The following is a 25655-nucleotide window of genomic DNA, read 5'->3' on the forward strand; positions in this document are numbered from 1 at the left end:
GGGGCGGGAATCGGGCTCAGGCGTTGGGGGAGTCGGCGTCGTTGAAGTCGCCATCGTCGAATTCGCTGGAGAACTGCAGCGGCGCGTTGGTGTTGCCGGCGGCCAGCGATTTCACGTAGATCGGCGCCAGCGGCGCTTCCTGGACGATGTCCAGCAGCTGTTCCTTGGCCAGTTCCAGCAGCGCCAGGAAGGTGACCAGCACGCCGAGCTTGCCTTCCTCGGCGGTGAACAGCGTCTCGAAGCGGTAGAACCTGCCGTCCTCGAGCTGTTCCAGCACATCGCCCATGCGCTGGCGCACGCTCAGTGCCTCGCGCTTGATCGCGTGGCCGCTGAACAGCTCGGCGCGCTTGAGCACGTCGTGCAGCGCCAGCAGCATTTCCTTCAGGTCCACCGGCGGCGGTACCTTGACCGTGGTCCGGTCCGGCACGAAGGCATGCGCCGGGGTGGTGTCGCGGTCCTGCCGGGGCAGGGCGTCGATGTCCTCGGCGGCCTGCTTGAAGCGTTCGTACTCCTGCAGCCGGCGCACCAGCTCGGCGCGCGGGTCGGCTTCCTCGCCTTCGTCGCTGGGCGGGCGCGGCAGCAGCATGCGCGACTTGATCTCGGCCAGCATCGCGGCCATCACCAGGTACTCGGCCGCCAGCTCGAAGCGCAGCTCCTGCATGACGTTGATGTACTCGACGTACTGCCGGGTGATCTCGGCGACCGGGATGTCCAGGATGTCCAGGTTCTGCCGGCGGATCAGGTACAGCAGCAGGTCCAGCGGGCCCTCGAAGGCGTCGAGGATGACTTCCAGCGCATCCGGCGGGATGTACAGGTCCTGCGGGATCTGCAGGACCGGCTGCCCATGCACCACCGCCAGCGGCATTTCCTGCTGCTGCGGAATGGTGGGCGGCGCTGGCGGGTTCGCGGCGTGCGCGAGTTCTGAAGTCATCAGGGCGACATCGGGTGTTGCGAGCCTTTACGTTCCGGGTTCCCGCCCGGGACAGGGTCCTGCCTTCTGGATTGAAAGCCATGCGCGCCTGTCCGGCGTGCGTGCACATCAACAACGCGACATGCCGCGCTGTCATGCGGCAACGTCATCGCGAGGAGGTCGTCTACACAGTCCGGGAAGGAATCGCGGATCGGTCGGACGGCGGTGGCCTTGCCTGCCGCCGCTCCGGGCCGTTACAGGCCGGCTGCGTGCAATGGCGTAAAGAGTAATCGCCCCGGCCGGGCGGTGTCCAGCGTCCAGGCGCTAGACTTGCCGGCCATCATTCAGCGGACAAGGAGCGGCGAGCCGTGTGGTATGTGATCGAAGGCTACGACGGGCAGGATGTGCTGGGCGCGCGCCTGGCCGCGCGGGCGGCGCACCTGGCGCGGCTGCAGGCACTGCAGGCGCAGGGGCGGCTGCTGCTGGCCGGCCCCTGTCCGGCGATCGACGCCGAGGACCCGGGCGCGGCCGGTTTCAGCGGCAGCGTGGTGATCGCCAGCTTCGACGACCTGGACGCGGCCCGCGCCTGGGCCGACGCCGACCCCTACGTGGCCGCCGGTGTCTACCAGCGGGTCGACGTGCGGCCGTTCCGCAAGGTGTTGCCGTGACCCGGGTCGAGCGGATCCGCGCCGCCCTGGAGGCCGCCTTCGCACCCAGCCGGCTGGAAGTGGAGGACGACAGCCACCGCCACGCCGGCCATGCCGGCGCGCGCGACGGGCGCGGTCACTTCAATGTGCTGATCGTCAGCCCGGCATTCGCCGGAAAGGCGCCACTGGCGCGCCATAGGGCGGTTTACGCGGCACTTGGCGACATGATGCAGACCGATATCCACGCGCTGTCGATCCAGGCGCGGACCCCGGCCGAGGCCGGCGCCTGATCCCGGCCGCGGACCGGGCCGCGCGCCCTGCGCGCTTCCGCTCGTGGCCGCACAGGGCAGGGCGTACCCGGCGCCGGCCTCGCCTGTAACAAATTGTTTACAAATCGACATGGAAACGCTTACAGTCGCCGCGACCCCTGTCTGCGGAGGGTATGGCGGTGGCGAAGCCGGCGATCACCATCAAGGATGTTGCCCGTGAGGCGAAGGTCTCCGTCGCCACTGTGTCGCGTGCCCTCAACGGTCACGAGAACGTCGCCGAGCCGGTGCGCAAGCAGGTGCTGGAAGTCGCCCGCCGGCTCCGCTACGCCCCGCATGCCGCCGCGCGCAGCCTGAGCAGCCGCAGCACGCAGACCATCGGCCTGGTGCTGCCCGACCTGCACGGCGAGTTCTTTTCCGAACTGATGCGTGGCATCGACGGGGTCGCGCGCATGCACCGCTGGCACCTGCTGGTCTCCAGCTACCACGGCGACCAGGAACAGCAGGGCGTCGCGCTGCAGGCCATGCGCGGCCGCGTCGACGGCCTGCTGGTCATGTCGCCCTATGCGGCAGACGCGGGTTTCCTGATGGACAACCTGCCGCCGGCACTGCCCACCGTCCTGATCAACACCCCGGTGGCGGATGGCCAGTACCCGGCCTTCGGCATCGACGACCATGCCGGCGCCCTGGCCATGACCCGCTATCTGCTGGAGGCCGGGCACCGCCGCATCGCCTTCATCGCCGGTCCCGACGGCAACCATGATGCCCGCGAGCGCCTGCGCGGCTTCCAGGACGCGATGGCCGCGGCCGGCGCGCCCGCCGAAGGCCGCGTGCTGGCCGGCGGTTTCGACGAGGCGTCCGGGTACGCGGCCGGAAAGGCGCTGCTGCGCGAAGCGCACCTGCCCGATGCGGTGTTCGCGGCGAACGACATGATGGCGCTGGGTTGCCTGTACGCCTTCAGCCAGGCCGGCGTCCGCGTGCCGCAACAGGTCGCGCTGGCCGGGTTCGACGATATCCCGCTGGCACGTTTCGTTCACCCGTCCTTGACCACGATGCAGGTCAGCATCGCCGACCTCGGGGGGCGGGCGACATCGCACCTGCTGCACCTGATGGAGCGCGACGACGCGTCGGAAGGGGGCGCTGGAACGACGCTCGTACCCACCCTGATCGTGCGTGATTCGACGTCCCGACGAGAGCTTCCCTGATCCACCGCCCATGTGCCGGAATCCCCGGCAAGGTCACCAAAACGAACCGAATGGCAGCCGCGCTGCCGCACCCGGAGAGCCCCATGAACCATTCCGCCAACCGCAACACGTACCCCGCCCGCAGGCTGCTCAGCTGCGCGCTGGCCAGCTGCCTCCTGCTGGGCGCCGCGCCGGCGTTCGCGCAGAGCACCGGTGCCACCATCCGTGGCCAGGTGATGGCCGATTCGGCCCCGGCCGGGCAGGCGCAGGTGACCGCGACCAACCTGGCCACCGGCCTGAGCCGCAGCGTGCAGAGCAGCGCCACCGGCAGTTATTCGCTGGCCGGCCTGCCGCCGGGCACCTACCGGGTGGACGTCGCCGCCGGCGGCAAGACCAGCAGCCAGAACATCACCGTGCAGGTCGGACAGACGGCGACCGTCAACCTCGGCGTCGGCGGCGTGGCCGAGACGGCCGGCGGCAACGCCACCACGCTGGACGCGGTGCAGGTGACGGCGCAGGCGCCGGTGGAGACGATGACGTCGGAGATCGCGACCTACATCACCCCCAGCAGATCCAGGCCCTGCCCCAGACCACGCGCAACTTCCTGGCCTTCGCCGACACCGTGCCGGGCATGAGCTTCGAGCAGAACCCGGCCAACGGCTCCACCAAGCTGCGCGGCGGCGTGCAGAGCGCCAACAACGTCAATGTCTACATCGACGGCATCGGCCAGAAGAACTACGTCACCCAGGGCGGCCTGACCGGCCAGGATTCCAGCCGCGGCAACCCGTTCCCGCAGCTGGCGATCGGCGAGTACAAGGTCATCACCTCCAACTACAAGGCCGAGTACGACCAGATCAGTTCGGCGGCGGTGACCGCGGCGACCCGGTCGGGCACCAACGATTTCTCCGGCTCGTTCTTCTGGGATTACACCAACCAGAACTGGCGCGAGCCGCGGGAGAGCGAGAAGAACGGCGCCGGCAAGACCCGTTCGGGCGAAAAGCAGTATGGCGCGGCGTTCGGTGGCCCGATCGTCAAGGACAAGGCGCACTTCTTCGTCACCTACGAGGCCAAGGAATACAACGCCCCGCAGGACCTGACCCCGGGCGAGGGACGCACCGCCGCGGACCTGCCGCAGGCCTGGCGCGACCAGCTGGGCGCGGCCAGCACGCCGTTCAAGGAAGACCTGTACTTCGGCAAACTCGACTGGTCGATCAACGACGAGAACCTGGTTGACCTGAGCTACAAGCGTCGCGAGGAAAGCGACATCAGCAATGTCGGCGGGCAGAGCGCGCGCAGCTACGGCACCGACGTCGGCGTCAACGAGGACCGCTACGACCTGCACTGGCAGTTCTCCAACAGCAACTGGCTCAACGACGCCCACCTGACCTACGAAAAGGCGTTCTGGAGCATGGAGCCGGCCAACTACGGCAACGGCATGGTGCTCACCGATGGCTCGTCCAACGACGGCCGGCAGATCTTCCGCATCGGCGCCGGTAACGGTGGTCTGCAGAACAAGGGGCAGAAGGGCTGGTCGTTGCAGAACGACACCACGTTCTTCGGCTGGGAAGGCCATACCGTCAAATTCGGCATCAAGTACAAGCAGGTGGATCTGGAGACCACCGAGCAGCAGCCGTACAACCCGCAGTTCTACTACGACATCAATCAGGGCGGCATGGTGCCGTACTTCGTGCGCTTCGGCAGCCCGGCCATCGGCACCAGTGGCGGTACGGTCACCTCGAAGAACAAGCAGTTTGGTCTCTACATCCAGGATGACTGGGACGTCACCGATCGCCTGATCCTGAACCTCGGCCTGCGCTGGGACTATGAGAAAACCCCCTCCTACCTGGACTACGCGACCAGCGCCGACGTGCTGGCCTCGCTCAATACCCAGGATCCGCAGGCCGGCGCCGCGGTGGGCCAGACCTATGCGCAGACGCTGGCGCTGGGCGGCATCGACATCAACCGTTTCATCAGCACCGGCAACAACCGCAAGGCGTTCAAGAACGCCATCCAGCCGCGCATCGGGTTCTCGTATGACCTCAGCGGCGACGAGCGCCACGTGCTGTTCGGCGGCATCGGCCGCTCCTACGACCGCAACCTGTTCGATTACCTGCAGCTGGAGCTGACCAAGGCCACGTTCCCGACCCGCGAGTTCATGATCAACTCGCCGGGCCATGCCTGCGACCCGGCCGCATCCAACTGCCTGGCCTGGAACCCGCAGCTGCTCGATCGCGAGTACCTGATGTCGCTGGCCAATTCGTCCCAGGCCGGCCGCGAAGTATGGATGTTCGACAACGACCTGAAGACCCCGTATTCGGACCAGATCAGCCTGGGCATCCGCAACACGTTCGCCGTTATGGGCCATGACTGGAATACCTCGGCCACCCTGCAGCACATCCGTTACAAGGATGGCCTGCTGATCATGCGCGGCAACCGCCGCGGCGATGGCAGCTACTACAACGCATCGGGTAGTCCGTGGAGCGGCGGCGGGCTGCCGGGGCTGGGCGGGCTGATCCTGGCCACCAACGGTTTCCAGTCACGCAGCAACGCGTTGCTGCTCAGTGCCGACAAGCCTTACACGGCCGAGAGCCCGTGGAACCTCAACTTCGCCTATACCTTCACCGACGCCAAGCAGAACATCCACGAGAAAGATCCGGTATACGGCTGGTACTTCCCCGGTGGCGGCTGGTACGACGGCGCCTGGACCCCGCGCCACCGCCTGGTGGTCAGCGGCTTCACCGACCTGCCCTGGGGCATGAGCGTGGCCGGCAAGCTGACCCTGGCCAGCAAGGTCAAGCGCTGGGACATCGATGGCACCAGCGGCTATGAGCGCCCCCGCAGCTGGGAGCCGGACGGCACCTATGGCTTCAAGCAGTTCGACATGTCGCTGACCAAGACCTGGGACACCGGCACCGACCTGAAGCTCAAGGTCCGTGCCGACGTGATCAACGTGTTCAACTGGACCAACTGGGGTGGGTACGGCATCAACTGGAACACCGGTGTGATCAACAGCTGGGACCAGTACGCCACCCGCACCTTCAAGCTGTCCTTCGGTCTGGACTGGTAAGCCGCTGTGCCCGGCCGCCGGCAATGGCGGCCGGGCCAGCCACCGGCCACGGCCCACCCCCTGGTTCCCCCAACGGAAAGCGTCTTGAGCATCCCGCGTACCACCAAGCTGTTGCTGTGCACCGCCGCCGGACTCGCGCTGGGCCTGGTGGCCGGGTGCGGCAAGGCGCCCGAGCCGACACCGAAAGTGGTGCCCCAGGTGATCCTGATCGAAGCGGACCTGCCGCCGCGGCCGATGAAACCCGAACTTCCGCCGCTGTTCGACGACATCGAACGGCGCACCTTCCAGTTCTTCTGGGACACCACCAACGAGCGCAACGGGCTCACCCCGGACCGCTATCCGTCGCGTCCGTTCGCCAGCATCGCTTCGGTCGGCTTCGCCCTGACCGCCTATCCGATCGGCATCGAGAAGGGCTGGGTCAGCCGTACCCAGGCGGTGGACCGCACCCTGACCACGCTGCGCTTCCTGCGCGACGTGCCCACCGGCCCGCAGCGCACCGGCAAGGCCGGCTACAAGGGCTTTTATTACCACTTCCTGGACATGCACGACGGCCGCCGCTACGACAGCTGGGTGGAGCTGTCCAGCGTGGATACCGCGCTGCTGTTGATGGGCGTGCTGTTCGCGCAGTCCTACTACGATGGCGATGACGCGCGCGAGAAGGAGATCCGCAGGATCGCCGATACGCTCTACCGCCGCGTGGACTGGCAGTGGCTGCAGCGCAACAAGCCGCTGGTGTCGATGGGCTGGTTCCCCGAGAGCGGTTTCATCCAGCACGACTGGATGGGCTACAACGAGGCGATGATGCTCTACGTGCTGGCGCTGGGCTCGCCGACGCATCCGGTCGAGCCCGATGCGTGGACCGTGTGGACGCGCACCTACGACAACGACTGGGGCGTGTTCCAGGGGCAGGAGTACCTGTCGTTCGGGCCGCTGTTCGGCCACCAGTACAGCCACGTCTGGATCGACTTCCGCGACATCCAGGACGCCTACATGCGCGAGCGCGGCATCGACTACTTCCTCAACAGCCGCCGCGCCACGCTGGCCCAGCGCGAGTACGCCATCGCCAACCCGATGCAGTGGAAGGACTATGGCGAGAACGTGTGGGGGCTGACCGCCGGCGACGGGCCGCAGAACACCACCCAGGAATACAAGGGCGAACAGCGCCAGTTCCGCCATTACTCCGCGCGCGGCGCCGGCCTGCGCGAGAATTTCGACGACGGCACCATCGTGCCGTCGGCGGCGATCTCCTCGCTGCCGTTCGCGCCGGAGGTGGTGATTCCCGCCACCCAGGAAATGCACCGGCGCTACGGTGACTACCTGTACTCCAGCTACGGCTTCCTGGACTCGTTCAACCCCAGTTTCGACTACGACATCCCGCTCAAGACCGGGCGCCTGATTCCGGACCGTGGCTGGGTGGCCAGTGATTACATCGCCATCGACCAGGGGCCGATCCTGGCGGGCATCGCCAACTACCGCGACGAGTTCGTCTGGAACGTGATGAAGAAGAACCCCTATATCCGCAAGGGCCTGGAGCGCGCCGGCTTTGCCGGTGGCTGGCTGCTGCCGGAAGGGGAGGAGTGGCAGCCGCTGCAGAAGGACGACAAGGCCGCCGCCGCGCGCGCGGTGGGCATTGCCGAGTCGCGCGCCGCAGCCGCGCAGGAACAGAAGGCGGCGGGCAAGCCCGCACCCCGGCCGCAATAGGTCGGGCCGGTGACGCTGCGCCTGCCCGTGCTGTTGTGCCTGGTCCTGCTGGCCGCCTGCGCGCGGCCGCAGCAGGGCATCACCCTGCGCTTCTGGGCGATGGGGCGCGAAGCCGAAGTGGTCGGCGAGCTGGTCCGCGAGTTCGAGGCCGAAAACCCCGGCATCCGCGTCGAGGTGCAGAACATCCCCTGGACCGCGGCGCACGAAAAGCTGCTGACCGCCTACGCCGCCGATGGCCTGCCGGACATCTGCCAGCTCGGCAATACCTGGATACCCGAGTTCGCCACCCTCGGTGCGCTGACCCCGCTGCAGCCCTACGTGGACGCTTCGCGCGAGGTCGTGCCGGCGGACTATTTCCCGGGGATCTGGGACACCAACGTGGTCGAGGGCCGGCTGGTCGGCATCCCCTGGTACGTGGATACGCGGCTGCTGTTCTACCGCAAGGACCTGCTGCGCAAGGCCGGCTATGACCACCCGCCGCGCGACTGGGCCGAGTGGGAGCGCATGAACCAGGCGCTGAAGCAGGCGCTCGGGCCCGACCGCTACCCGGTGCTGATGCCGCTCAACGAGTTCGAGCCGCAGCTGTCGCTGGCGCTGCAGCAGGACGATCCGCTGCTGCGCGACCACGACACCCGCGGCAATTTCGCCAGTCCCGGGTTCCGCCGCGCGCTGGGCTTCTACGCCAACATGTTCGAGCAGGGCTGGGCGCCGAAGATGTCCGAGACCCAGATCTCCAATGTGTGGGACGAGTTCTTCCGCGGCTTCACCGTGTTCTACCTGTCCGGGCCCTGGAACATCCGCGAGTTCCGGCAACGCCAGCCGGCCTCGCTGGAGGGCGAGTGGGGCACCGCGCCGCTGCCGGGTCCGCACAGCCCGGGCGGCGGCATCGCCGGTGGCACCAGCCTGGTGGTGATGCAGTCGTCGCCGCACAAGCAGGCCGCATGGAAACTGATCGAGTTCCTGTCGCGACCGGCGGTGCAGCAGCGGTTCCACGCCCTCATCGGCGACCTGCCGCCGCGGCGCAGCGTGTGGCGGCAGGCATCGCTGCACGAGGACCCGCTGGCGGCCGCGTTCGGCCAGCAGCTGGAGCGGGTCAGGCCCACGCCCAAGGTGCTGGAGTGGGAGCGCATCGCCCAGGAAATGCGCATCGTCAGCGAGCAGGTGGTACGCGGCGGGTTGGACCAGGACGCCGCGGTCAGGCGGCTGGATGCGCGGGTGGACGAGATCCTCGCCAAGCGCCGCTGGATCATCCAGCAGCAGGCGACGCAGGAGGCCGCGCGATGAAGCGGGGCACGCTCGCCGGCTGGGTGTTCGCCGCGCCGGCGCTGATCGTGATCGGCGTGTTCTTCGGGCTGCCGGTGCTGTCGGCGCTGGCGCTGAGCCTGACCGATTTCGACCTGTACGCGCTGGCCGACCCGCACAACCTGCGCTTCGTCGGCCTGCACAACTACCTGGACCTGCTGCGCACGCCGATGTTCTGGAAGTCGCTGGGCAACACCGCGTATTTCGTGGTGCTCGGCGTGCCGTTGTCGATCGCCCTGTCGCTGGGCGTGGCGATGCTGCTCAATGCGCCGGTGGCGCGCTTCAAGGCGCTGTTCCGCACCGCGCTGTTCGCGCCGGTGGTGACCACCCTGGTGGCGGTGGCGGTGATCTGGCGCTACCTGTTCCACACCCGCTACGGGTTGGTGAACTGGGCGCTGGGGCAGGTCGGCGTCAACCCGGTGGACTGGCTCGGCGATCCGCACTGGGCGATGCCGACCATCATCCTGTTCGCGGTGTGGAAGAACTTCGGCTACAACATGGTGATCTTCCTGGCCGGCCTGCAGGCCATCCCGCGCGACCTGTACGAGGCCGCGCGGATCGACGGCGCCTCGCGCTGGAAGCAGTTCCTGCACATCACCCTGCCCATGCTCGGGCCGGTGCTGCTGGTGGTCGGGGTGATCACCGTCTCGGGCTATTTCCAGCTGTTCGCCGAGCCCTACGTGATGACCCGCGGCGATCCGCTGCAGAGCACGGTGAGCGTGCTGTATTACATGTTCGAGGAAGGCTTCAAGTGGTGGAACCTGGGGCGTGCTTCGGCGGTGGCGTTCCTGCTGTTCCTGATCATCCTGGGCGTGACCACGCTGATGTTGCGCTACGGCAGGCGCAGGGAGCTGGTATGAGTCGCGAAATCGGCCAATCGCGTGCCTGGGGCGCGTGGGTCAATGCGGCCCTGCTGCTGCTGGCCTTCGTCAGCCTGGCGCCGCTGGCGTGGATGGTGTCGGTGTCGTTCATGCCCAGCGGGCAGGCCTCGCAGTTCCCGCCGCCGCTGCTGCCGGCGCAGGCCACCATCGACAACTACCGGCAGCTGTTCGCGCGCACCGGCATGGCCGGCAACTTTCTCAACAGCCTGGGCATGTCGGCGGGCATCACCGTGGGCTCGCTGCTGTTCAACACCCTGGCGGGTTATGCCTTCGCCAAGCTGCGCTTTGCCGGCCGCGAGCGGGTGTTCCAGGCGCTGCTGGCGGCGCTGGTGATCCCGGCGCAGGTGGCGATGCTGCCGCTGTTCCTGCTGATGAAGCAGCTGGGGCTGGTCAATACCTGGGGCGGGGTGGTGGTGCCGGCGCTGGCCAGCGTGTTCGGCATCTTCCTGGTGCGGCAGTACGCACGCTCGATCCCCGACGAGCTGCTGGAGGCGGCGCGCATCGACGGCGCCAGCGAGGCCCGCATCTTCTTCCAGATCGTGCTGCCCATGCTCAAGCCGGTGCTGGTGACGCTGGCGATCTTCACGTTCATGGGTGCATGGAACGACTTCATGTGGCCGTTGATCGTGCTCACCGACCAGGAGCACTACACCCTGCCGGTGGCGTTGGCCTCGCTTTCGCGCGAGCACATCATGGACGTGGAAATGATGATGGCCGGCGCGGTGGTCACCGTGGTGCCGGTGCTGGCGCTGTTCCTGCTGCTGCAGCGCTACTACATCCAGGGGCTGCTGCTGGGCAGCGTGAAGGGGTGAGCGGGCGCGCCTGCCACGGCGTGTCCGGCGCGTCGGCGGATGCCGGGCCGTGCCCCGGCCGCGCGGGGCGTTCCGGCACCGGCGGCGTCCCGCCGGGACGGACGGCCCGACGCCGCAGCAGGGTCTGCACCCGCTTCCAGTTCTGGGAAAATCACACCATGGCCGCCGCCCCCGTACCGAGATCCACCGTGATGAGGATGAGAAGGTTCCTTGCCCTCCTGCTGTTCTGCACCGTGACCCTGGCCGGCAACGGCGGCGCGGCCGAGGGCGGCAGCCGGGTGCTGGCGAAGTTCGACGATATCGGTGCCTGGCAGCTGATCACCTCGCCGCAGGTCAGCGGTTCGCTGCGGCCGGTGAACGGCAATGGCGGCCGCGCGCTGTGCCTGGACTACGATTTCCACGAGGTCTCCGGCTACGCCGGCATCCGTCGCCGGCTGGATGTCACCTGGCCGGACAACTACCAGGTGAGCTTCGGCCTGCGTGGCGACTCGCCGGCCAACGACCTGCAGTTCAAGCTGATCGACGCCAGCGGCGACAACGTGTGGTGGGTCAACCGCAGCGGCTACCGCTTCCCCAAGGACTGGACCCGGGTGAGCTACCGCAAGCGCCACATCGACAAGGCCTGGGGGCCGGGCCAGGACCCGGTCCTGCGGCGCAGCGCCGCGGTGGAGTTCACTATTTACAGCAAGGTGGGCGGCAAGGGCACGGTGTGCTTCGACCAGCTCACGCTGCAGCCGCTGCCCAAGGAGGACGGCTCGGCGCTGACCGCCAGCGTCATCGCCGATACCGCGACCGCGCTGCAGCAGCGCATCGCCGACGGCCGGCCGGACACGGTATGGATCAGCGGCGGGGTCAAGCAGCAGACCGTCAGCCTGGACCTGGGCAAGGTGCGCGAGTTCGGCGGCGCGGTGATCCAATGGGTGCCGGGGCTGGAGGCGTCGCGCTACGTGGTGCAGGCCTCGGTCGACGGGCGCGACTGGCGCAGGCTGCGCGAGGTGAGCGCCGGCGGTGGCGACCGCGACTGGCTGGCGTTGCCCGAGACCGAGGCACGCTACCTGCGTTTCGACCTCATCGACGGCCCCAGCTGGCGCTACGGCATCCGCGACATCAGCCTGAAGCCGCTGGCGTTCGCCGCCACGCCCAATGACTTCGTCCGCTCGGTCGCGCGCGACCTGCCGCGCGGGTCGCTGCCGCGCGGCTTTTCCGGCGAACAGCCGTACTGGACCCTGCTGGGCCTGGACGGCGGCAGCGAGCAGGCGTTGATGGGCGAGGACGGCACCCTGGAGGCGGTGCGCGCCGGTTTCAGCATCGAGCCGTTCGTGGTGCTCGACGGCAAGGTGCTGGGCTGGGCCGACGTCAGCGCCAGCCAGCGCCTGCAGGATGGCTACCTGCCGATTCCCTCGGTGGAATGGAAGCACGACCGGTTCGGCCTGCAGGTGACCGGCTTCGTCCAGGGCCGGCCCGGGCAGGCGCAGCTGGTGGCGCGCTACCGCCTGCACAACCCGGACAAGGTGGCGCACGAGTACCGGCTGGCGCTCGCGGTACGGCCGTTCCAGGTCAACCCGCCCAGCCAGTTCCTCAATACCGTCGGTGGCGTGAGCCGGATCGAGCGCCTGGCGATCCAGGGCGCGCAGGTGGCGGTCAACGGCCAGCCGCGGGTGTTCGCGATGACACCGCCCGATGCCGGTTTCGCCAGTGCGTTCGACAGCAAGCTCGACGTCACCCACCTGGCCGACCGCACCCTGCCGGGCACGCGCGAAGTCAGCGACCCGACCGGGCTGGCGTCCGGCGCGATGCTCTACACCTGGAAGCTGGAACCGGGGCAGAGCCGCGAGGTCGCGCTGGTGCTGCCGCAGACCGGCGCCTGGTCGATGCCCGGCCGTTTCGATGCGGACAAGGCGCAGCAGCAGGTTGCGGGAATGTGGAGGCAGACGCTGGACCAGGTGCGGCTGCAGTTGCCCGAGGCCGGCCAGCCGCTGGCCGACACCCTGCGCACCGCGCTGGCGCACATGCTGATCTCGCGGGTCGGGCCGAGCCTGCAGCCGGGCACGCGTTCGTATGCGCGCAGCTGGATCCGCGACGGCGCGATGATTTCCGAAGGGCTGCTGCGGCTGGGTCGCGAGGACGCGGTGCGGCAATACCTGGAATGGTATGCGCCGTACCAGTTCGACAGCGGCATGGTGCCGTGCTGCGTGGACGCCCGCGGCAGCGACCCGGTGCCGGAGAACGACAGCCACGGCGAGCTGATCCATGCCATCGCCGGGTACTGGCGCCACACCGGCGACATGCAGTTCCTGCAGCGCATGTGGCCGCACGTGCTGGCCGCGTGGGGCTACATGGAAGACCTGCGGCTGAGCGAGCGCAGCGAGGACAACCGCGCGCGCCACCCGGGGTTCTACGGGATGATGCCGGCCTCGATCAGCCACGAGGGCTATTCGGCCAAGCCGGTGCATTCGTACTGGGACGATTTCTGGGCGCTGCGCGGGTACAAGGATGCGGCCGACATGGCCATGGCGCTTGGCCTGGCCACCGAGGCCGAGGCGATGGCCGCTTCGCGCGACCAGTTCCGCCAGGACCTGGACGCCTCGCTGCGCGCGAGCATGGCCGCGCACCGCATCGACTACCTGCCGGGCTCGGTGGAGCTGGGCGATTTCGACGCCACCTCGACCACCATCGCGCTGGCCCCGGGCGGCGAGCAGGGCCGGCTGCCGCAACCGGCGCTGGACAACACGTTCGAGCGCTACTGGCAGCAGTTCGTCGAGCGCCGCGACGGCAAGCGCCCGTGGAAGGACTACACCCCGTACGAATGGCGCAACGTCGGCGCGTTCGTGCGCCTGGGCTGGCGCGAGCGGGCCTGGGAGGCCAGCGAGTTCTTCTTCCGCGACCGCGCGCCGCCGGCCTGGAACCAGTGGGCCGAGGTGGTGTCCTCGACGCCGCGCACGCCGTTCTTCGTCGGCGACTTGCCGCATGCCTGGGTCGCATCGGATTTCGTGCGTTCGGCGCTGGACATGTTCGCGTACGAACGCGAGATCGACGACGCCATCGTGCTGGCCGTCGGCGTGCCGGCGCCCTGGCTGGCGGGCAAGGGCGTCGCCATCGAGGGCCTGCGCACCGCGCATGGCCCGCTGCGTTATTCGCTGGTGCGCGACGAGCGGCAGCTGACCCTGAAGGTCGCCGACGGCCTGCGCCTGCCCGGCGGCGGGCTGGTGCTGCCGTGGCCCTACGCGGGCGAGCCGGGCGCGGCCCGGATCAACGGCGAACCGGCGGCGTGGTCGGGGAGCGAACTGCGGATCACCACGTTGCCGGCGAAAGTCGAGATCGAGATCCCCGCCGACCTGCGGCGCAGCGAGCGTGGCCGGCGCTGAGGCCGCCGCGCCGTCGCTCAGCCGGGGTTGCGGGCGCGGCTCGCGTCCTCGTGCAGCGCCTCGTTCAATTGGTCGACGACGATCGCCCAGGCATCGTCGCTGGCAAGCTTCTCGCGCAGGAACTGGCGCTGCCCCGCGTTCCAGAAGGGCGCCTCGCCGATGCCGGTTTCCAGCGGCAGTTGGTGGTTGCGGATGAACCCGGCGATGGCCTGTTCGTCGGCGTCCAGGCCGAGCTGGAGGAAGAGGTTGCGCATGCGCGGGGTGGTTTCGTCCATCGATCACTCGGCTCCGGGGAAAGGTCGTGCGCCATCATGACCGCAACCCTGTGTTGCCCGCGCCAAGGCCGGACGGATGTGCGCGGCGTCTTGCAGGCAGGCCCCATCGCAACGAAGCGCGCGGGTGCCATGCGTCGGCCGGCGCCGCGGCGTGCGCTCAGCCGGCGCGGACCGCGCGCACGATGGCGGCGGCGGCCGCGGCCGATTTCCTCACCGCGTCCCACTGCCCGCTGCGGATCCAGGCGTCCTGCACCATCCACGAGCCGCCGATGCAGACCACGTTCTTCTGGCCGAGGTAGTCGGCCGCGGTGGCCTCGGTGATGCCGCCGGTGGGGCACAGCTTCAGCTCGGGCATCGGCCCGGCCACGCCCTTGATCATCGCCAGCCCGCCCACGGCGGTGGCCGGGAACAGCTTGCAGACGCGGAAGCCGCGCGCCAGCAGGGCCAGCAGTTCGGTGGGCGAGGCCGCGCCCGGGACCACCGGCAGCGGCGCCCTGGCCAGCGCGTCGGCCATGTGCGCCGGCGTGCCCGGGGTCACCAGGAAGTCGGCGCCGACGTCGATGGCCTGGCGCATCTGCTCGACGGTCAGCACGGTGCCGGCGCCGACCACCACGTCGGGCAACTCGCGCTTGAGCATGGACAGCGCGTCCATCGCCACCGGCGTGCGCAGGGTCAGCTCGATGGCGGGCAGGCCGCCTTCGAGCAGTGCGGCGCTGACCGCGCGCGCCTGGTCGAGGGTGTGGACGGTGACGACGGGCAGGATGCCGGCGGCGGTGAGCAGGTGTTCGGCGCGGTCCTGGTGCTGGGCGATGGTCATGGCGGGTTCCGGTGGGGCGGGACGCGGCGCGTCCCGTGGGGGTCAGGCGTCCTTGGCTTCGTGCGGGGCGGCAGCCGCGGCGGCATCGTGGCCCAGTTCGTACTCGGCGTCGTACTCCCACACGCTGCCGTCGGCGCGTGCCGGGCCGCAGGAAATGGAAACGGCGCCCTGGTCGGCCGGGCCGACCACGCTGCGGTTCATCGCGAACAGGTTGCGGCCAAGGTCGTGGCCGGCCGGTGCGGTGTTGGCGGCAAGCGGGCGCGCCGCCCATTCGGCAGGGTCCACCCGTACTTCCAGGATGCCGGCCTCGCCATCCAGGCGGATGATGTCGCCTTCGCGGATGCGCGCGATCGGGCCGCCGCGGGCGGCTTCGGGGTGACGTGGATGGCGGCGGGAATCTTGCCCGAGGCGCCGGACAGGCGCCCGTCGGTGACCAGCGCCACGCGCCGGCCCTGGTTCTGCAGCAGCCCCAGCAGCGGCGCCAGCGAATGCAGCTCCGGCATGCCGTTGGCGCGCGGTCCCTGGTAGCGCACCACGGCCACGAAATCCTGCGGCAGGGCGCCGGCGGCATGCAGCTTGTTCAGTGCCTGCGGCGCGTCCACCACCACCGCCGGCGCCTCGATCGTGCGGTACTGCGGCTTCACCGCCGACAGCTTGATCAGCGAACGGCCGATGTTGCCGCGCAGCAGGCGCAGCCCGCCCTGGGCCTCGAACGGCGCGGCGGCCGCGCGTACCACCTCGGTATCGGCGCTGTGCGCGACGGCCGGCGCGTAGACGACCTTGCCGTCGATCAGCCGCGGTTCCTGCGCATAGGCGCGCATGCCGCCTTCGGCGATGGTCGGCAGGTCGTCATGCATCAGCCCGGCGTCCATCAGTTCGCGGAACACGAAGGCCGGCCCGCCGGCCGCGGCGAAGCGGTTCACGTCGGCCTCGCCATTGGGGTAGACGCGCGCCAGCAGCGGCACGATCTGCGACAGCTGGTCCATGTCGTCCCAGGTCAGCACGATGCCGGCCGCGCGCGCCACCGCGATCCAGTGGATGGTGTGGTTGGTGGAGCCGCCGGTGGCCATCAGCGCGACGATGGCGTTGACGATGGCGCGCTCGTCGATCAGCCGCCCCAGCGGCCGGAAATCGCTGCCGAGCGCGCAGATCTCCAGCGCGCGGGCGGTGGCGGCACGGGTCAGCGCATCGCGCAGCGGCAGTTCCGGGTTGACGAACGAGGCGCCCGGCAACTGCACGCCCATCGCCTCGAGCAGCACCTGGTTGGAATTGGCGGTGCCGTAGAACGTGCAGGTGCCCGGCGCGTGATAGGAGTCGGCCTCGGCCTGCAGCAGTTCCTCGCGGGTCGCTTCGCCGGCGGCATAGCGCTCGCGCACTTCGGCCTTCTTCTTGTTGGGGATGCCCGGCGTCATCGGCCCGGCCGGCACGAACACCGCCGGCAGGTGGCCGAACGCCAGCGCGCCGATCAGCAGGCCCGGGACGATCTTGTCGCACACGCCCAGGTGCACGGTGGTGTCGAACATGTCGTGGCTCAGGCCGACGGCGGTGGCCTGGGCGATGACGTCGCGCGAGAACAGCGACAGTTCCATGCCGCCGCGGCCCTGGGTGACGCCGTCGCACATCGCCGGTACGCCGCCGGCGACCTGCGCGGTGGCGCCGAGTTCGCGCGCGGCGTCGCGGATCAGCTGCGGGTAGTGCTCGAACGGCTGGTGCGCCGACAGCATGTCGTTGTAGGCGGTGATGATGCCCAGGTTGGGGGTCACGTCGCCGCGCAGCCGGCCCTTGTCGGTCGGGCCGCAGGCGGCGAAGGCATGGGCGAGGTTGCCGCAGCTCAGGCGCGAGCGGAACGGGCCCGAGCGCAGCGCGGCCTCGATGCCCGCCAGGTACGCCGCGCGCGACGGCGCGCTGCGCTGGCGGATGCGTTCGGTGATGGCGTGGATTTTCGGATGCAGGCTCATGGCTTTTACACGCAGGGAAAGGGGGAGGGGGAGGCGGGAGGAAGGAGGCTGCGGAAGGCGGAAAGTGGTGGGCGCGGCCCATGCCGGATCATCGCCCCGGCACGCGGCAGGGCGCGTGATCCCGCACGCCCGCCGGTTCTTTCCCGGTTCGCCTTCACCCGCACCAGTGCACGCGCAGCTTCGGGCCGGGCGCGTCGATGGCGGCCAGCACCGGATAGCGATGCACGTCTCCCGAGGCGAGCGCCGCCTCCAGTACCTCGAGCTTCTGCTTGCCGCGCAGCAACAGCAGGCGGTTGCCGACGGACGCCAGCCCGCGCGGGGTCAGGGTGATGCGCAGGTGCCAGTCGCGGGCGACCGGGCAACCGCTGGCGTCCAGCGCCGCATACGGCTTGCTGCCCTGCAGGGCGCGTTCGAGGTCGCGCGAGCCCGGGAACAGCGAGGCGGTGTGGCCATCGTTGCCCATGCCCAGCACGACCAGGCAGGCCGGCTGCGAGTACTCGGCCTGCAGGTTGGCGTCATGGACGCATTCGGCCAGCGATTTGCCCACCCGCACCAGGGGGTCGAAATGCGCGCCCTCGGCGAAGTTGAGGAAGCTGTGGCGCACCAGCCAGGCGTTGCTGTCGCGGTCCTGCGGCGACAGCCAGCGCTCGTCCGCCAGGCCCACTTCCACCCGTGCCCATTCCAGCGGCTGCTCGGCCAGCAGTTCGTAGACCGGGGCCGGCGTGGTGCCGCCGGACAGCAGCATGCGCGCGCGGCCGCGCTGGCCGATCTCATGGCCGAGGATCGTCGCCATCTCGCGGGCGACGTTTTCGGTCCAGGCCTCCTCGTCGGAGTGGCGGACCAGGGTCAGGCGTTCGGCGAGTGCGCTCATGCGGGTGCTCCGGATGGGGCCTGCTCCAGGTCCAGCGCGTACGCGGCCGCGCCGAGCAGGCCCGGGCAGGGGTGGACGATGGCCAGCGACGGTACCTGCGACAGGGTCGCGCTGAAACGCCCCTTGTTCTCGAAATGGCTGCGGAAGCCGGAATGGCGCAGGGACTCGAGCAGCCGCGGCACCAGGCCGCCGGTGAGGAACACGCCGTCCCAGGCGCCCTGGACCAGTACCGCGTCGCCGGCGACCGCGCCGAAGATGTCCATGAACACCTCGATCGCGCGCATGGCGACCGGGTCGCCGGCGGCGGCGCGCTCGCTGACCTGCGCCGGCTGCGGCTGGCCCGGGTCCTGGCCGGCGATCTCGCTCAGCGCGCGGTGCAGGTTGACCAGGCCCGGGCCGCAGATCAACCGCTCGTTGGAGACGCGCCCGAACTGCTGGCCCAGGATCTGCAGGATGCGGATCTGCTCGGGGTGGTCGGCGCGAAACTGGCATGGCCGCCCTCGGTCGCCAGCGGGTAATAGCGGCCATCACGGACCACCAGCCCGCCCACCCCCAGGCCGGTGCCGGGGCCGATCACGCAGTAGTTGCGTGGCTGCGACGGCGCGGCCGGCTGCCAGGGGGCACCGCCGGTCTGGACCACGTCGGCCGGTTGCAGCAGCGCCACCGACATCGCCTGGGCGACGAAGTCGTTGATCAGGTGCAGCCGCGACAGGCCCAGTTGCGTGGCGGTGCGCGAGCGCGAGATCACCCATGGATGGTTGGTGATGCGCGCCTCGTCGCCGTCCACCCGCCCGGCCACGGCGAACACCCCGCTGTGGGCCCGGGCACCGCGCTCGCGCAGGTAGCAGGCAGCGGCATCGGCCAGCGACGCGAAACGCGCCACCGGGTATTCGCCGATGCTGCCCGGGTCCAGCGGGGCGGCGGTGGAGGTGTCGGCCAGCGCGAAGCGCGCGTTGGTGCCGCCGATGTCGGCGACCAGCACGTGTCCGGCCGGGCCGCTCACAGCGCGTCGTCCGCGCGGTTGTCGGCGACGATCGCCGCGGGCAGGAACAGGTGCGCCTGCGCCGGGCCCCAGCTGCCGGCCGGATACGGTTCCATCGGCAGGTCGGCGGCCTTCCAGGCGTCGGCGACGCTGTCGATCCAGGCCCACGCCGCGCGCACTTCGTCATCGCGCACGAACAGCGCGTGGTTGCCGTTGAAGGCATCCAGGAACAGGCGCTCGTAGGCGATGCGGCGATGCAGGCCGGTGGGTACCGACAGTTCCAGCTCCAGCGGCTGCAGTTCCAGCGCGCCCCATTCCGGGCCCGCCAGCGAACTCATCAGCCCCAGCTGGATGTTCTCCTGCGGCTGCAGCTGGAAGGTCAGCCGGTTGGGCTGGGCATGGCGGCGGTCGGGGCGTTCGAACAGCCAGTGGGTGACCGGCTTGAGGTTGACCTCGATGCGGGTGGTGCGCTCGGGCAGTCGCTTGCCGGTGACCAGGTGGAACGGCACCCCGGCCCAGCGCCAGTTGTCGATATGCGCGGTGACGCCGACGAAGGTCTCGGCCTCGCTGCCTTCCGGCGGCTGATAGGCCTGTGCCGGCTGACCATTGATGGTGCCGGCGGTGTAGCGGCCGCGCACGCTGTCCTTGGCCGCATGGCGCGCGTCGAGCGGGCGCAGTGCGCGCAGCACCTTGACCTTCTCGTCGCGGATCCGGTCCGCTTCCAGCGAGGCCGGCGGCTCCATCGCCACCAGGCACAGCAGCTGCAGGATGTGGCTCTGCACCATGTCGCGCATCGCGCCGGAGCGCGAGTAGTACGAGTCGCGGCCGTCGACGCCGTCGCTCTCGGCCACCATGATGTGCACCGATTCGATGTAATTGCGGTTCCACACCGCTTCCAGCAGGGTGTTGCCGAAGCGCAGCGCCATCAGGTTCTGCACCGCGGCCTTGCCCAGGTAATGGTCGATGCGGAACACCCGGTCCTCGTCGATCAGCGCGCCGATCGACCGCAGGATCTGCTCGGCGCTGTCGCTGTCCGAGCCGATCGGCTTCTCCAGCATCAGCCGGTGCGGCGCGGACAGCGCGCCGCCCAGGGCCAGGCCCTCGCAGGTGGAGATGTACAGCCCGGGCGGGATCGACAGGTAGCTGACGCAGTGGCGGTCGTTGAACTCGCGCACCGCGTCGGCGATCGAGCCGGGGTCGCGCAGGTCGACCGAGCGGTAGTCGATGCGCCGCAGCAGGTTGTTGATGTCGTCCTGGCTGGCCTGCGGCAGGGCCTGTTCCAGGCGTGGCCGTAGGATGTCGCGGAACTTGTCGGTGTCGTGCGGCGAGAGCGCCATCGCGCGCACCCGGAAATCCTCGGGGAGCAGGCCATCGCCGAGCAGCCGCAGCAGGGAAGGGAACAGATAGCGCTGGGCCAGGTCGCCTGTGGCACCGAACAGGAGGAGGGTGTCGTGCATGGCTCGAGTTTCGTGTTCTGGTGACATCGTTGTCAATCGCCCTTCGCTATGTTCTGGTTGCTGTTCCAGTGGGGGTCCCGCAGCCGTCGGCCGCCCCTGCGCCGTGTCCGGGTGGGTGCGGCGAGCGCGCTGGGAGGGGGAGCGGTCCGCGGGTGTCGAAACCGGCCGGTGCGGGCGTCCGCCAGCGCCGCCGCGAACCATGGATGGTGCCATGGGAGAACGCTTGCGTGGCAGAATGTTTCCCCTGTATTCGTATTCGAACGCGGTCGTCCCGACCGCATTGGCGACGCGCGTCGCCATCCACTTCGCCGGTCGCCGTGGGCGCGGCCGGACTGAATGAGGCAGGCGATGGCGGACGTGCGGTTCGACGGAGTGCGCAAGGTCTACGACAACGGCCAGGTCGCCGTGCATGGGGCCAGTTTCGACATCGCCGACGGCGAGCTGATGGTGCTGGTGGGGCCGTCGGGCTGCGGCAAGTCGACCTTGTTGCGGATGGTCGCGGGGCTGGAAGAGATCAGCGCCGGCACGCTGTCCATCGGCGGGCGCGTGGTCAACGACGTCGCGCCCAAGGACCGCGACATCGCCATGGTGTTCCAGAACTACGCGTTGTACCCGCACATGACCGTGGCCGAGAACCTCGCCTTCGCGCTGAAGCTGCGCGGGCACGACAAGGCCGAGATCGCGCGCCGGGTGCAGGGTGCGGCCGACATGCTGGGCCTGGGCGGAATGCTGGACAAGCTGCCGCGGGCGATGTCCGGCGGGCAGCGCCAGCGCGTGGCGTTGGGGCGGGCGCTGGTGCGCGAGCCGGCGGTGTTCCTGCTGGACGAGCCGTTGTCCAATCTCGATGCCAAGCTGCGCCACTCGGTGCGCACCGAGATCGCGCAGCTGCACCGCAAGCTCGGCACCACGATGATCTACGTCACCCACGACCAGGTCGAGGCGATGACCCTGGGCCAGCGCATCGTGGTGCTCAACGACGGCATGGTCCAGCAGATCGACACGCCGATGGCGCTGTACCAGCGCCCGGCCAACCTGTTCGTCGCCGGCTTCCTCGGCAGCCCGGCCATGAACACGCTCAAGGGGCGGTTGCAGGCGCTGGCGGGCGGGGACGTGGCGCTGGACATGGGCCAGGACGGTCGCATTCCACTCGGTCACGCACCGGTGCCGGCTGCCTGGTCCGGACGCGAAGTGGTGGTCGGCGTGCGCCCGGAGCACCTGCAGCCGGGCGGCGGCGACGCGGCTTTCCCGGCGCTGATCGACGGCATCGAGCCGGTCGGCAACGAAATGTTCGTCAACCTGCGCCATGCCGGCCGGCCGCTGGTGATGCGGGTACCGCCGCAGGTGCTGCCCGCCGCGGGCGCGCGGATCGACGTGGCCGTCGTTCCGGCGGCGCTGCATTTCTTCGACGTGGACAGCGGCCTGCGCCTGGACGCGGCGCAGGCGGCCTGATCAGCGCGCCAGGCCGTCGAGCAGCTCCAGGCGCTCGACCGCCGCGCCCGCCACTTCTAGGCCGCCCGCCGGCAGGTCCAGCGGCAGCACCGCCAGTGCCAGCGTGCCGGCGCTGCTGGCGACGGTGCCGATGGCCGCGCCCGCCTGGGTCACCGCGTCGCCGGGCGTGCTGGCGAGGTCGCCATGCAGCAGGGCCAGCGAGCGCTTGGCCTTGCCCAGGAAATGGGTGCGCGCCACGATTTCCTGACCCGGGTAGCAGCCCTTCTTCACGCTGTAGGCCGCAAGCCGGTCCAGCCCCAGCTGCTGCGGCGTCCACTGTTCCTGCTGCGAGGCCTCCAGCCGCGGCAGCCCGAAGCGCAGGTCCCACTGGCGCCAGGCCAGCTCGGCGGCATCGGCGTACGCTGCGGTGCCCGCCGGCACCAGGCGCAGGGTGCGCGGGTGGGCCGCGGTCCCCAGGTCCAGTTCGATGGCGCCACCGTCGAGGTGGGCGAATGCGGCGCCATGGGCGCGGGCAGGCGCCTGGAACGCGGCTTCGACGGCGAAGGCATCGGCGTGGGCAAGGGTGACCTTGCGCCTGAATACGAAGCGCCGCAGCTGTTCGGCCATGGCCTCGACACCGCCGTCGTGGCAGAGCAGCAGCAGTTGTCCGGCATCGAGCCGCAGCAGCTGGAACACGGCCAGGACGCGGCCCTTGGCGGTCAGCCACGCATTCCAGTGCCAATGGCCGTCGGCCAGCGACGGTACGTCGTTGGCGAACTGGGCCTGGGCGAAGGCGACCGCGTCCGGGCCGGAAAGGGCCAGCACCTGGGGCCGGCGCAGTGCGCGCGTACCGCTGAAGAGGGGGGCGAGGTTGTCAGACACGTGAACGGGGACTAAAATTTGTGCGTTGCGAGACCGACCATGATAGGCCAAACAACCCCCACTCCCGAGGACGGAACCCCAGCCCCGCCGGAACCGGAGAAGCAGCCGCTTGCCGATGCCGGAACGGTACCGCAGGAAATCGGCGGACGCGGCGGACTTGATCCGGTGCGTTACGGCGATTGGGAGAAAAACGGTCGCTGCATCGATTTCTGAGCAGCGTCAGCCAACGCGGCATCCGCCGCCCAGCCGAGATAACGAGTCAGCGAATGGCGAACAGACCCCGCCCCCTTTCTCCGCACCTGCAGGTGTATCGCTGGCAGATCCAGATGGCCACCTCGATCCTGCATCGAGCCACCGGCATCGTTCTGTCCGTCGGAGCCCTGATCATTGCCGGCGGCCTGCTCGCCCTGATGATGGGCCCCGAGTCCTGGAACTGCTTCACCACCCATGCCAGCGCCTGGTACGGCAAGGTGATCCTGTTCGGCTGGACCTGGTGCTTCGCCTATCACCTGTGCAATGGCATCCGCCACATCGTCCAGGACTTCGCCATCGGCTACAGCAAGCCGACCTTCATCCGCAGCAGCTGGCTGTCGGTGATCGGCTCGCTGGTCATCACCGCGCTGGTCTGGGCCTACGTCTGCTTCGGAGGCGCCGCATGAACAATTTCCGCACCCCGCTGAAGAACGCGCGCGGCCTCGGCAGCGCCAAGTCCGGCACCATGCACTTCATCCACCAGCGCCTGACCGCCACCGCGCTGGTGGCGCTGACCCTGTGGTTCCTGTGCTTCGTGCTGAGCCTGATCGGCGCCGACTACGTCACCGCCGTCACCGCCGTGGCCAAGCCGTGGAACGCGATCGCCCTGGTCGGCTTCCTGGTGGCCATGTTCTGGCACGCCCAGCTCGGCCTGCAGGTCGTGCTCGAAGACTACATCCACAATTCGCTGCTGGCCCTGGCCCTGCAGACCTCGGTCAAGTTCGTCGCCGTGCTCGGCGCGATCGTCAGCATCTTCGCGGTCGCCCGCGTCGCGCTTGGGAACTGATACATGTCCGCTTACAACATCACTGAACACAAGGTCGACATGGTGGTCGTCGGCGCCGGCGGCGCCGGCCTGCGCGCGACCTTCGGCCTGGCCCAGAAGGGCCTGCAGACCGTGTGCATCACCAAGGTCTTCCCGACCCGCTCGCACACCGTGGCGGCGCAGGGTGGCATTTCCGCCGCGCTGGGCAACATGGGCGAGGACGACTGGCGCTACCACTTCTACGACACCATCAAGGGCTCGGACTGGCTGGGCGACCAGGATGCGATCGAGTACATGGTGCGCGAGGCGATCCCGGCGATCATCGAGCTGGAACACTACGGCGTTCCGTTCAGCCGCACCGAGGACGGCAAGATCTACCAGCGCCCGTTCGGCGGCATGACCACCAAGTACGGCGAAGGCCCGTCCGCGCAGCGCACCTGCGCCGCCGCCGACCGTACCGGCCACGCCATGCTGCACACCCTGTACCAGCAGTCGCTGGCGCACAACGCGCGCTTCATGATCGAGTACTTCGCGCTCGACCTGATTTTCGACGAAGAGGGTGTGTGCCGCGGCGTGCTGGCGCTGGACATGGCCGAGGGCACCCTGCACCTGTTCCGCGCCCATGGCGTGGTGCTGGCCACCGGCGGCTACGGCCGCGCCTATTTCAGCGCCACCTCGGCGCACACCTGTACCGGTGACGGCGGCGGCCTGGTGGCCCGTGCCGGGCTGCCGCTGCAGGACATGGAGTTCGTGCAGTTCCACCCGACCGGCATCTACGGCGCCGGCTGCCTGATCACCGAAGGCGTGCGCGGCGAAGGCGGCATCCTGCGCAACAGCAGCGGCGAGCGCTTCATGGAACGCTACGCACCGCATTACAAGGACCTGGCCTCGCGCGACGTGGTCAGCCGTTCGATGACCATCGAGATCCGCGAAGGCCGCGGCGTCGGCGAGCACAAGGACCACATCCTGCTCGACCTGACCCACCTGGGCCCGGGCGTGATCGACGAGAAGCTGCCGGGCATCGCCGAGAGCGCGCGGATCTTCGCCGGCGTCGACGTGCACAAGCAGCCGATCCCGGTGATCCCGACCGTGCACTACAACATGGGTGGCATCCCGACCAACTACCACGGCGAAGTGGTGCGCAAGGTCGGCGACAACCCGGATGCGGTGGTGCCGGGCCTGTACGCCATCGGCGAGGCGGCCTGCGTGTCGGTGCACGGCGCCAACCGCCTGGGCTCCAACTCGCTGCTGGACCTGGTGGTGTTCGGCCGCGCGGTGGCCAACCGCTGCGCCGAGACGATCAAGCCGGGCGCGCCGCACAAGACCCTGGGTTCGGATGCCTGCGACAAGGCGCTGGGCCTGCTGGACAAGCTGCGCCACGCCAATGGCGACACCCCGACCGCCGTGATCCGCGACCGCATGCAGCGCACGATGCAGGCCGACGCCGCGGTGTTCCGCACCAGCAAGACGCTGGCCGAAGGCTGCGCGAAGATGGCCGAGGTGTTCGATTCGTTCCAGGACGTCAAGGTTTCCGACCGCTCGCTGGTCTGGAACTCGGACCTGATCGAGACCTACGAGCTCAACAACCTGCTGCTCAACGCCGTGGCCACCATCAATTCGGCCGAGCAGCGCAAGGAAAGCCGAGGCGCGCACGCGCACGAGGACTATCCGGAGCGCGACGACGCCAACTGGATGAAGCACACGCTGGTCACCGTCGACGAGAAGGGCAAGTGCAGCTTCGACTACCGTCCGGTGCACATGTACACGCTCACCGACGACGTCGCCGTCGTGCCGCCGAAGCCGCGCGTCTACTGATCCGGGGAACCTACGAA

General features: G+C 69.3%; 19 protein-coding genes and 3 pseudogenes. 14 read left to right on the plus strand and 8 right to left on the minus strand.

Annotation, left to right across the window (positions count from 1 at the left end):
- Nucleotides 1-16: 16 nt before the first annotated feature.
- Complete coding sequence (locus B1L07_07245; GenBank protein AUZ54922.1) at nucleotides 17-931, minus strand: segregation/condensation protein A; 915 nt, start codon at nucleotides 929-931, stop codon at nucleotides 17-19.
- Nucleotides 932-1278: 347 nt separating this feature from the next.
- Here B1L07_07245 and B1L07_07250 point away from each other — a divergent pair, with 347 nt between their 5' ends.
- The 9 genes and pseudogenes from B1L07_07250 (at nucleotide 1279) to B1L07_07290 (ending at nucleotide 14135) form a co-directional block, all read left to right on the plus strand.
- Nucleotides 1279-1578, plus strand: coding sequence for a hypothetical protein (locus B1L07_07250; protein ID AUZ54923.1), 300 nt, complete (start codon nucleotides 1279-1281; stop codon nucleotides 1576-1578).
- Entirely contained in the window at nucleotides 1575-1847 is a 273-nt protein-coding gene (locus B1L07_07255; protein ID AUZ54924.1) for a BolA family transcriptional regulator, read from the plus strand. Before B1L07_07250 ends, B1L07_07255 begins: the two co-directional genes overlap by 4 nt.
- 152 nt (nucleotides 1848-1999) lie before the next feature.
- Nucleotides 2000-3028 carry a LacI family transcriptional regulator gene (locus B1L07_07260; GenBank protein AUZ54925.1) on the plus strand — a complete coding sequence of 343 codons (1029 nt, stop codon included), beginning with the start codon at nucleotides 2000-2002 and terminating at the stop codon, nucleotides 3026-3028.
- 83 nt (nucleotides 3029-3111) lie between these two features.
- Nucleotides 3112-6074, plus strand: a pseudogene (locus B1L07_07265) (hypothetical protein).
- Nucleotides 6075-6164: 90 nt separating this feature from the next.
- The gene (locus B1L07_07270) at nucleotides 6165-7775 is read left to right on the plus strand and encodes a hypothetical protein (protein AUZ56503.1); all 1611 of its coding nucleotides are present in this window, start codon (nucleotides 6165-6167) and stop codon (nucleotides 7773-7775) included.
- 21 nt (nucleotides 7776-7796) lie between these two features.
- Entirely contained in the window at nucleotides 7797-9059 is a 1263-nt protein-coding gene (locus B1L07_07275; GenBank protein AUZ56502.1) for an ABC transporter substrate-binding protein, read from the plus strand.
- Complete coding sequence (locus tag B1L07_07280) at nucleotides 9056-9937, plus strand: sugar ABC transporter permease (GenBank protein AUZ54926.1); 882 nt, start codon at nucleotides 9056-9058, stop codon at nucleotides 9935-9937. The genes B1L07_07275 and B1L07_07280 overlap by 4 nt, the downstream gene beginning before the upstream one ends.
- Nucleotides 9934-10770, plus strand: a complete 837-nt coding sequence (locus B1L07_07285; protein ID AUZ54927.1) for a sugar ABC transporter permease — start codon at nucleotides 9934-9936, stop codon at nucleotides 10768-10770. Before B1L07_07280 ends, B1L07_07285 begins: the two co-directional genes overlap by 4 nt.
- Before the next feature lie 197 nt (nucleotides 10771-10967).
- Nucleotides 10968-14135: a coagulation factor 5/8 type domain-containing protein gene (locus B1L07_07290; protein AUZ54928.1), complete on the plus strand. Its 3168-nt coding sequence runs from the start codon at nucleotides 10968-10970 to the stop codon at nucleotides 14133-14135.
- 17 nt (nucleotides 14136-14152) lie between these two features.
- Here the strand turns inward: B1L07_07290 and B1L07_07295 are convergent, their stop codons facing one another.
- From B1L07_07295 to B1L07_07320, 6 genes and pseudogenes are all read right to left on the minus strand, one after another.
- Complete coding sequence (locus B1L07_07295; GenBank protein AUZ54929.1) at nucleotides 14153-14410, minus strand: hypothetical protein; 258 nt, start codon at nucleotides 14408-14410, stop codon at nucleotides 14153-14155.
- Between the two features lie 157 nt (nucleotides 14411-14567).
- Nucleotides 14568-15227, minus strand: coding sequence for a 2-dehydro-3-deoxyphosphogluconate aldolase (locus B1L07_07300; GenBank protein AUZ54930.1), 660 nt, complete (start codon nucleotides 15225-15227; stop codon nucleotides 14568-14570).
- Between the two features lie 42 nt (nucleotides 15228-15269).
- Nucleotides 15270-17185 (minus strand): annotated as a pseudogene (locus B1L07_07305) (phosphogluconate dehydratase).
- Between the two features lie 154 nt (nucleotides 17186-17339).
- Nucleotides 17340-18056 (minus strand): 6-phosphogluconolactonase, encoded by a 717-nt coding sequence (locus B1L07_07310; GenBank protein AUZ54931.1) that lies wholly within the window; start codon nucleotides 18054-18056, stop codon nucleotides 17340-17342.
- Nucleotides 18053-19059: pseudogene (locus tag B1L07_07315) on the minus strand (glucokinase). Before B1L07_07315 ends, B1L07_07310 begins: the two are co-directional and overlap by 4 nt.
- Complete coding sequence (locus B1L07_07320; protein AUZ54932.1) at nucleotides 19056-20495, minus strand: glucose-6-phosphate dehydrogenase; 1440 nt, start codon at nucleotides 20493-20495, stop codon at nucleotides 19056-19058. Before B1L07_07320 ends, B1L07_07315 begins: the two are co-directional and overlap by 4 nt.
- A gap of 348 nt (nucleotides 20496-20843) precedes the next feature.
- On the opposite strand from B1L07_07320, the gene ugpC reads away from it, so the two are divergent.
- Nucleotides 20844-21944, plus strand: coding sequence for a sn-glycerol-3-phosphate ABC transporter ATP-binding protein UgpC (ugpC, locus tag B1L07_07325; GenBank protein AUZ56504.1), 1101 nt, complete (start codon nucleotides 20844-20846; stop codon nucleotides 21942-21944).
- Here ugpC and B1L07_07330 read toward each other — a convergent pair whose 3' ends face one another.
- Nucleotides 21945-22805 (minus strand): folate-binding protein YgfZ, encoded by an 861-nt coding sequence (locus B1L07_07330; GenBank protein ID AUZ54933.1) that lies wholly within the window; start codon nucleotides 22803-22805, stop codon nucleotides 21945-21947. It abuts the gene before it with no gap.
- Between the two features lie 39 nt (nucleotides 22806-22844).
- Between B1L07_07330 and B1L07_07335 the strand changes: the two genes are divergently transcribed.
- Genes B1L07_07335 through B1L07_07350 form a run of 4 tightly spaced genes read left to right on the plus strand, consistent with a single transcriptional unit; the run spans nucleotide 22845 to nucleotide 25638 of the window.
- On the plus strand, nucleotides 22845-23018 hold the full coding sequence (locus tag B1L07_07335; protein ID AUZ54934.1) for a hypothetical protein: 174 nt from the start codon (nucleotides 22845-22847) through the stop codon (nucleotides 23016-23018).
- A gap of 53 nt (nucleotides 23019-23071) precedes the next feature.
- Nucleotides 23072-23464, plus strand: coding sequence for a succinate dehydrogenase, cytochrome b556 subunit (locus B1L07_07340; GenBank protein AUZ54935.1), 393 nt, complete (start codon nucleotides 23072-23074; stop codon nucleotides 23462-23464).
- Nucleotides 23461-23844: a succinate dehydrogenase, hydrophobic membrane anchor protein gene (locus B1L07_07345; GenBank protein ID AUZ54936.1), complete on the plus strand. Its 384-nt coding sequence runs from the start codon at nucleotides 23461-23463 to the stop codon at nucleotides 23842-23844. The genes B1L07_07340 and B1L07_07345 overlap by 4 nt, the downstream gene beginning before the upstream one ends.
- Nucleotides 23845-23847: 3 nt before the next feature.
- On the plus strand, nucleotides 23848-25638 hold the full coding sequence (locus B1L07_07350) for a succinate dehydrogenase flavoprotein subunit (GenBank protein ID AUZ54937.1): 1791 nt from the start codon (nucleotides 23848-23850) through the stop codon (nucleotides 25636-25638).
- The last annotated feature ends 17 nt before the right edge of the window (nucleotides 25639-25655 follow it).

It is taken from the genome of Stenotrophomonas acidaminiphila (assembly GCA_002951995.1).
Classification (GTDB): domain Bacteria; phylum Pseudomonadota; class Gammaproteobacteria; order Xanthomonadales; family Xanthomonadaceae; genus Stenotrophomonas; species Stenotrophomonas acidaminiphila_A.

Coding starts and splice junctions, on each gene's coding strand:
- B1L07_07245 (AUZ54922.1), bottom strand. CDS start 931: ATGACTTCAGAACTCGCGCACGCCGCGAACCCGCCAGCGCCGCCCACC.
- B1L07_07290 (AUZ54928.1), top strand. CDS start 10,968: ATGAGAAGGTTCCTTGCCCTCCTGCTGTTCTGCACCGTGACCCTGGCC.
- B1L07_07320 (AUZ54932.1), bottom strand. CDS start 20,495: ATGCACGACACCCTCCTCCTGTTCGGTGCCACAGGCGACCTGGCCCAG.
- B1L07_07310 (AUZ54931.1), bottom strand. CDS start 18,056: ATGAGCGCACTCGCCGAACGCCTGACCCTGGTCCGCCACTCCGACGAG.
- ugpC (AUZ56504.1), top strand. CDS start 20,844: ATGGCGGACGTGCGGTTCGACGGAGTGCGCAAGGTCTACGACAACGGC.
- B1L07_07340 (AUZ54935.1), top strand. CDS start 23,072: ATGGCGAACAGACCCCGCCCCCTTTCTCCGCACCTGCAGGTGTATCGC.
- B1L07_07285 (AUZ54927.1), top strand. CDS start 9,934: ATGAGTCGCGAAATCGGCCAATCGCGTGCCTGGGGCGCGTGGGTCAAT.
- B1L07_07350 (AUZ54937.1), top strand. CDS start 23,848: ATGTCCGCTTACAACATCACTGAACACAAGGTCGACATGGTGGTCGTC.
- B1L07_07300 (AUZ54930.1), bottom strand. CDS start 15,227: ATGACCATCGCCCAGCACCAGGACCGCGCCGAACACCTGCTCACCGCC.
- B1L07_07260 (AUZ54925.1), top strand. CDS start 2,000: ATGGCGGTGGCGAAGCCGGCGATCACCATCAAGGATGTTGCCCGTGAG.
- B1L07_07345 (AUZ54936.1), top strand. CDS start 23,461: ATGAACAATTTCCGCACCCCGCTGAAGAACGCGCGCGGCCTCGGCAGC.
- B1L07_07280 (AUZ54926.1), top strand. CDS start 9,056: ATGAAGCGGGGCACGCTCGCCGGCTGGGTGTTCGCCGCGCCGGCGCTG.
- B1L07_07295 (AUZ54929.1), bottom strand. CDS start 14,410: ATGGACGAAACCACCCCGCGCATGCGCAACCTCTTCCTCCAGCTCGGC.
- B1L07_07335 (AUZ54934.1), top strand. CDS start 22,845: ATGATAGGCCAAACAACCCCCACTCCCGAGGACGGAACCCCAGCCCCG.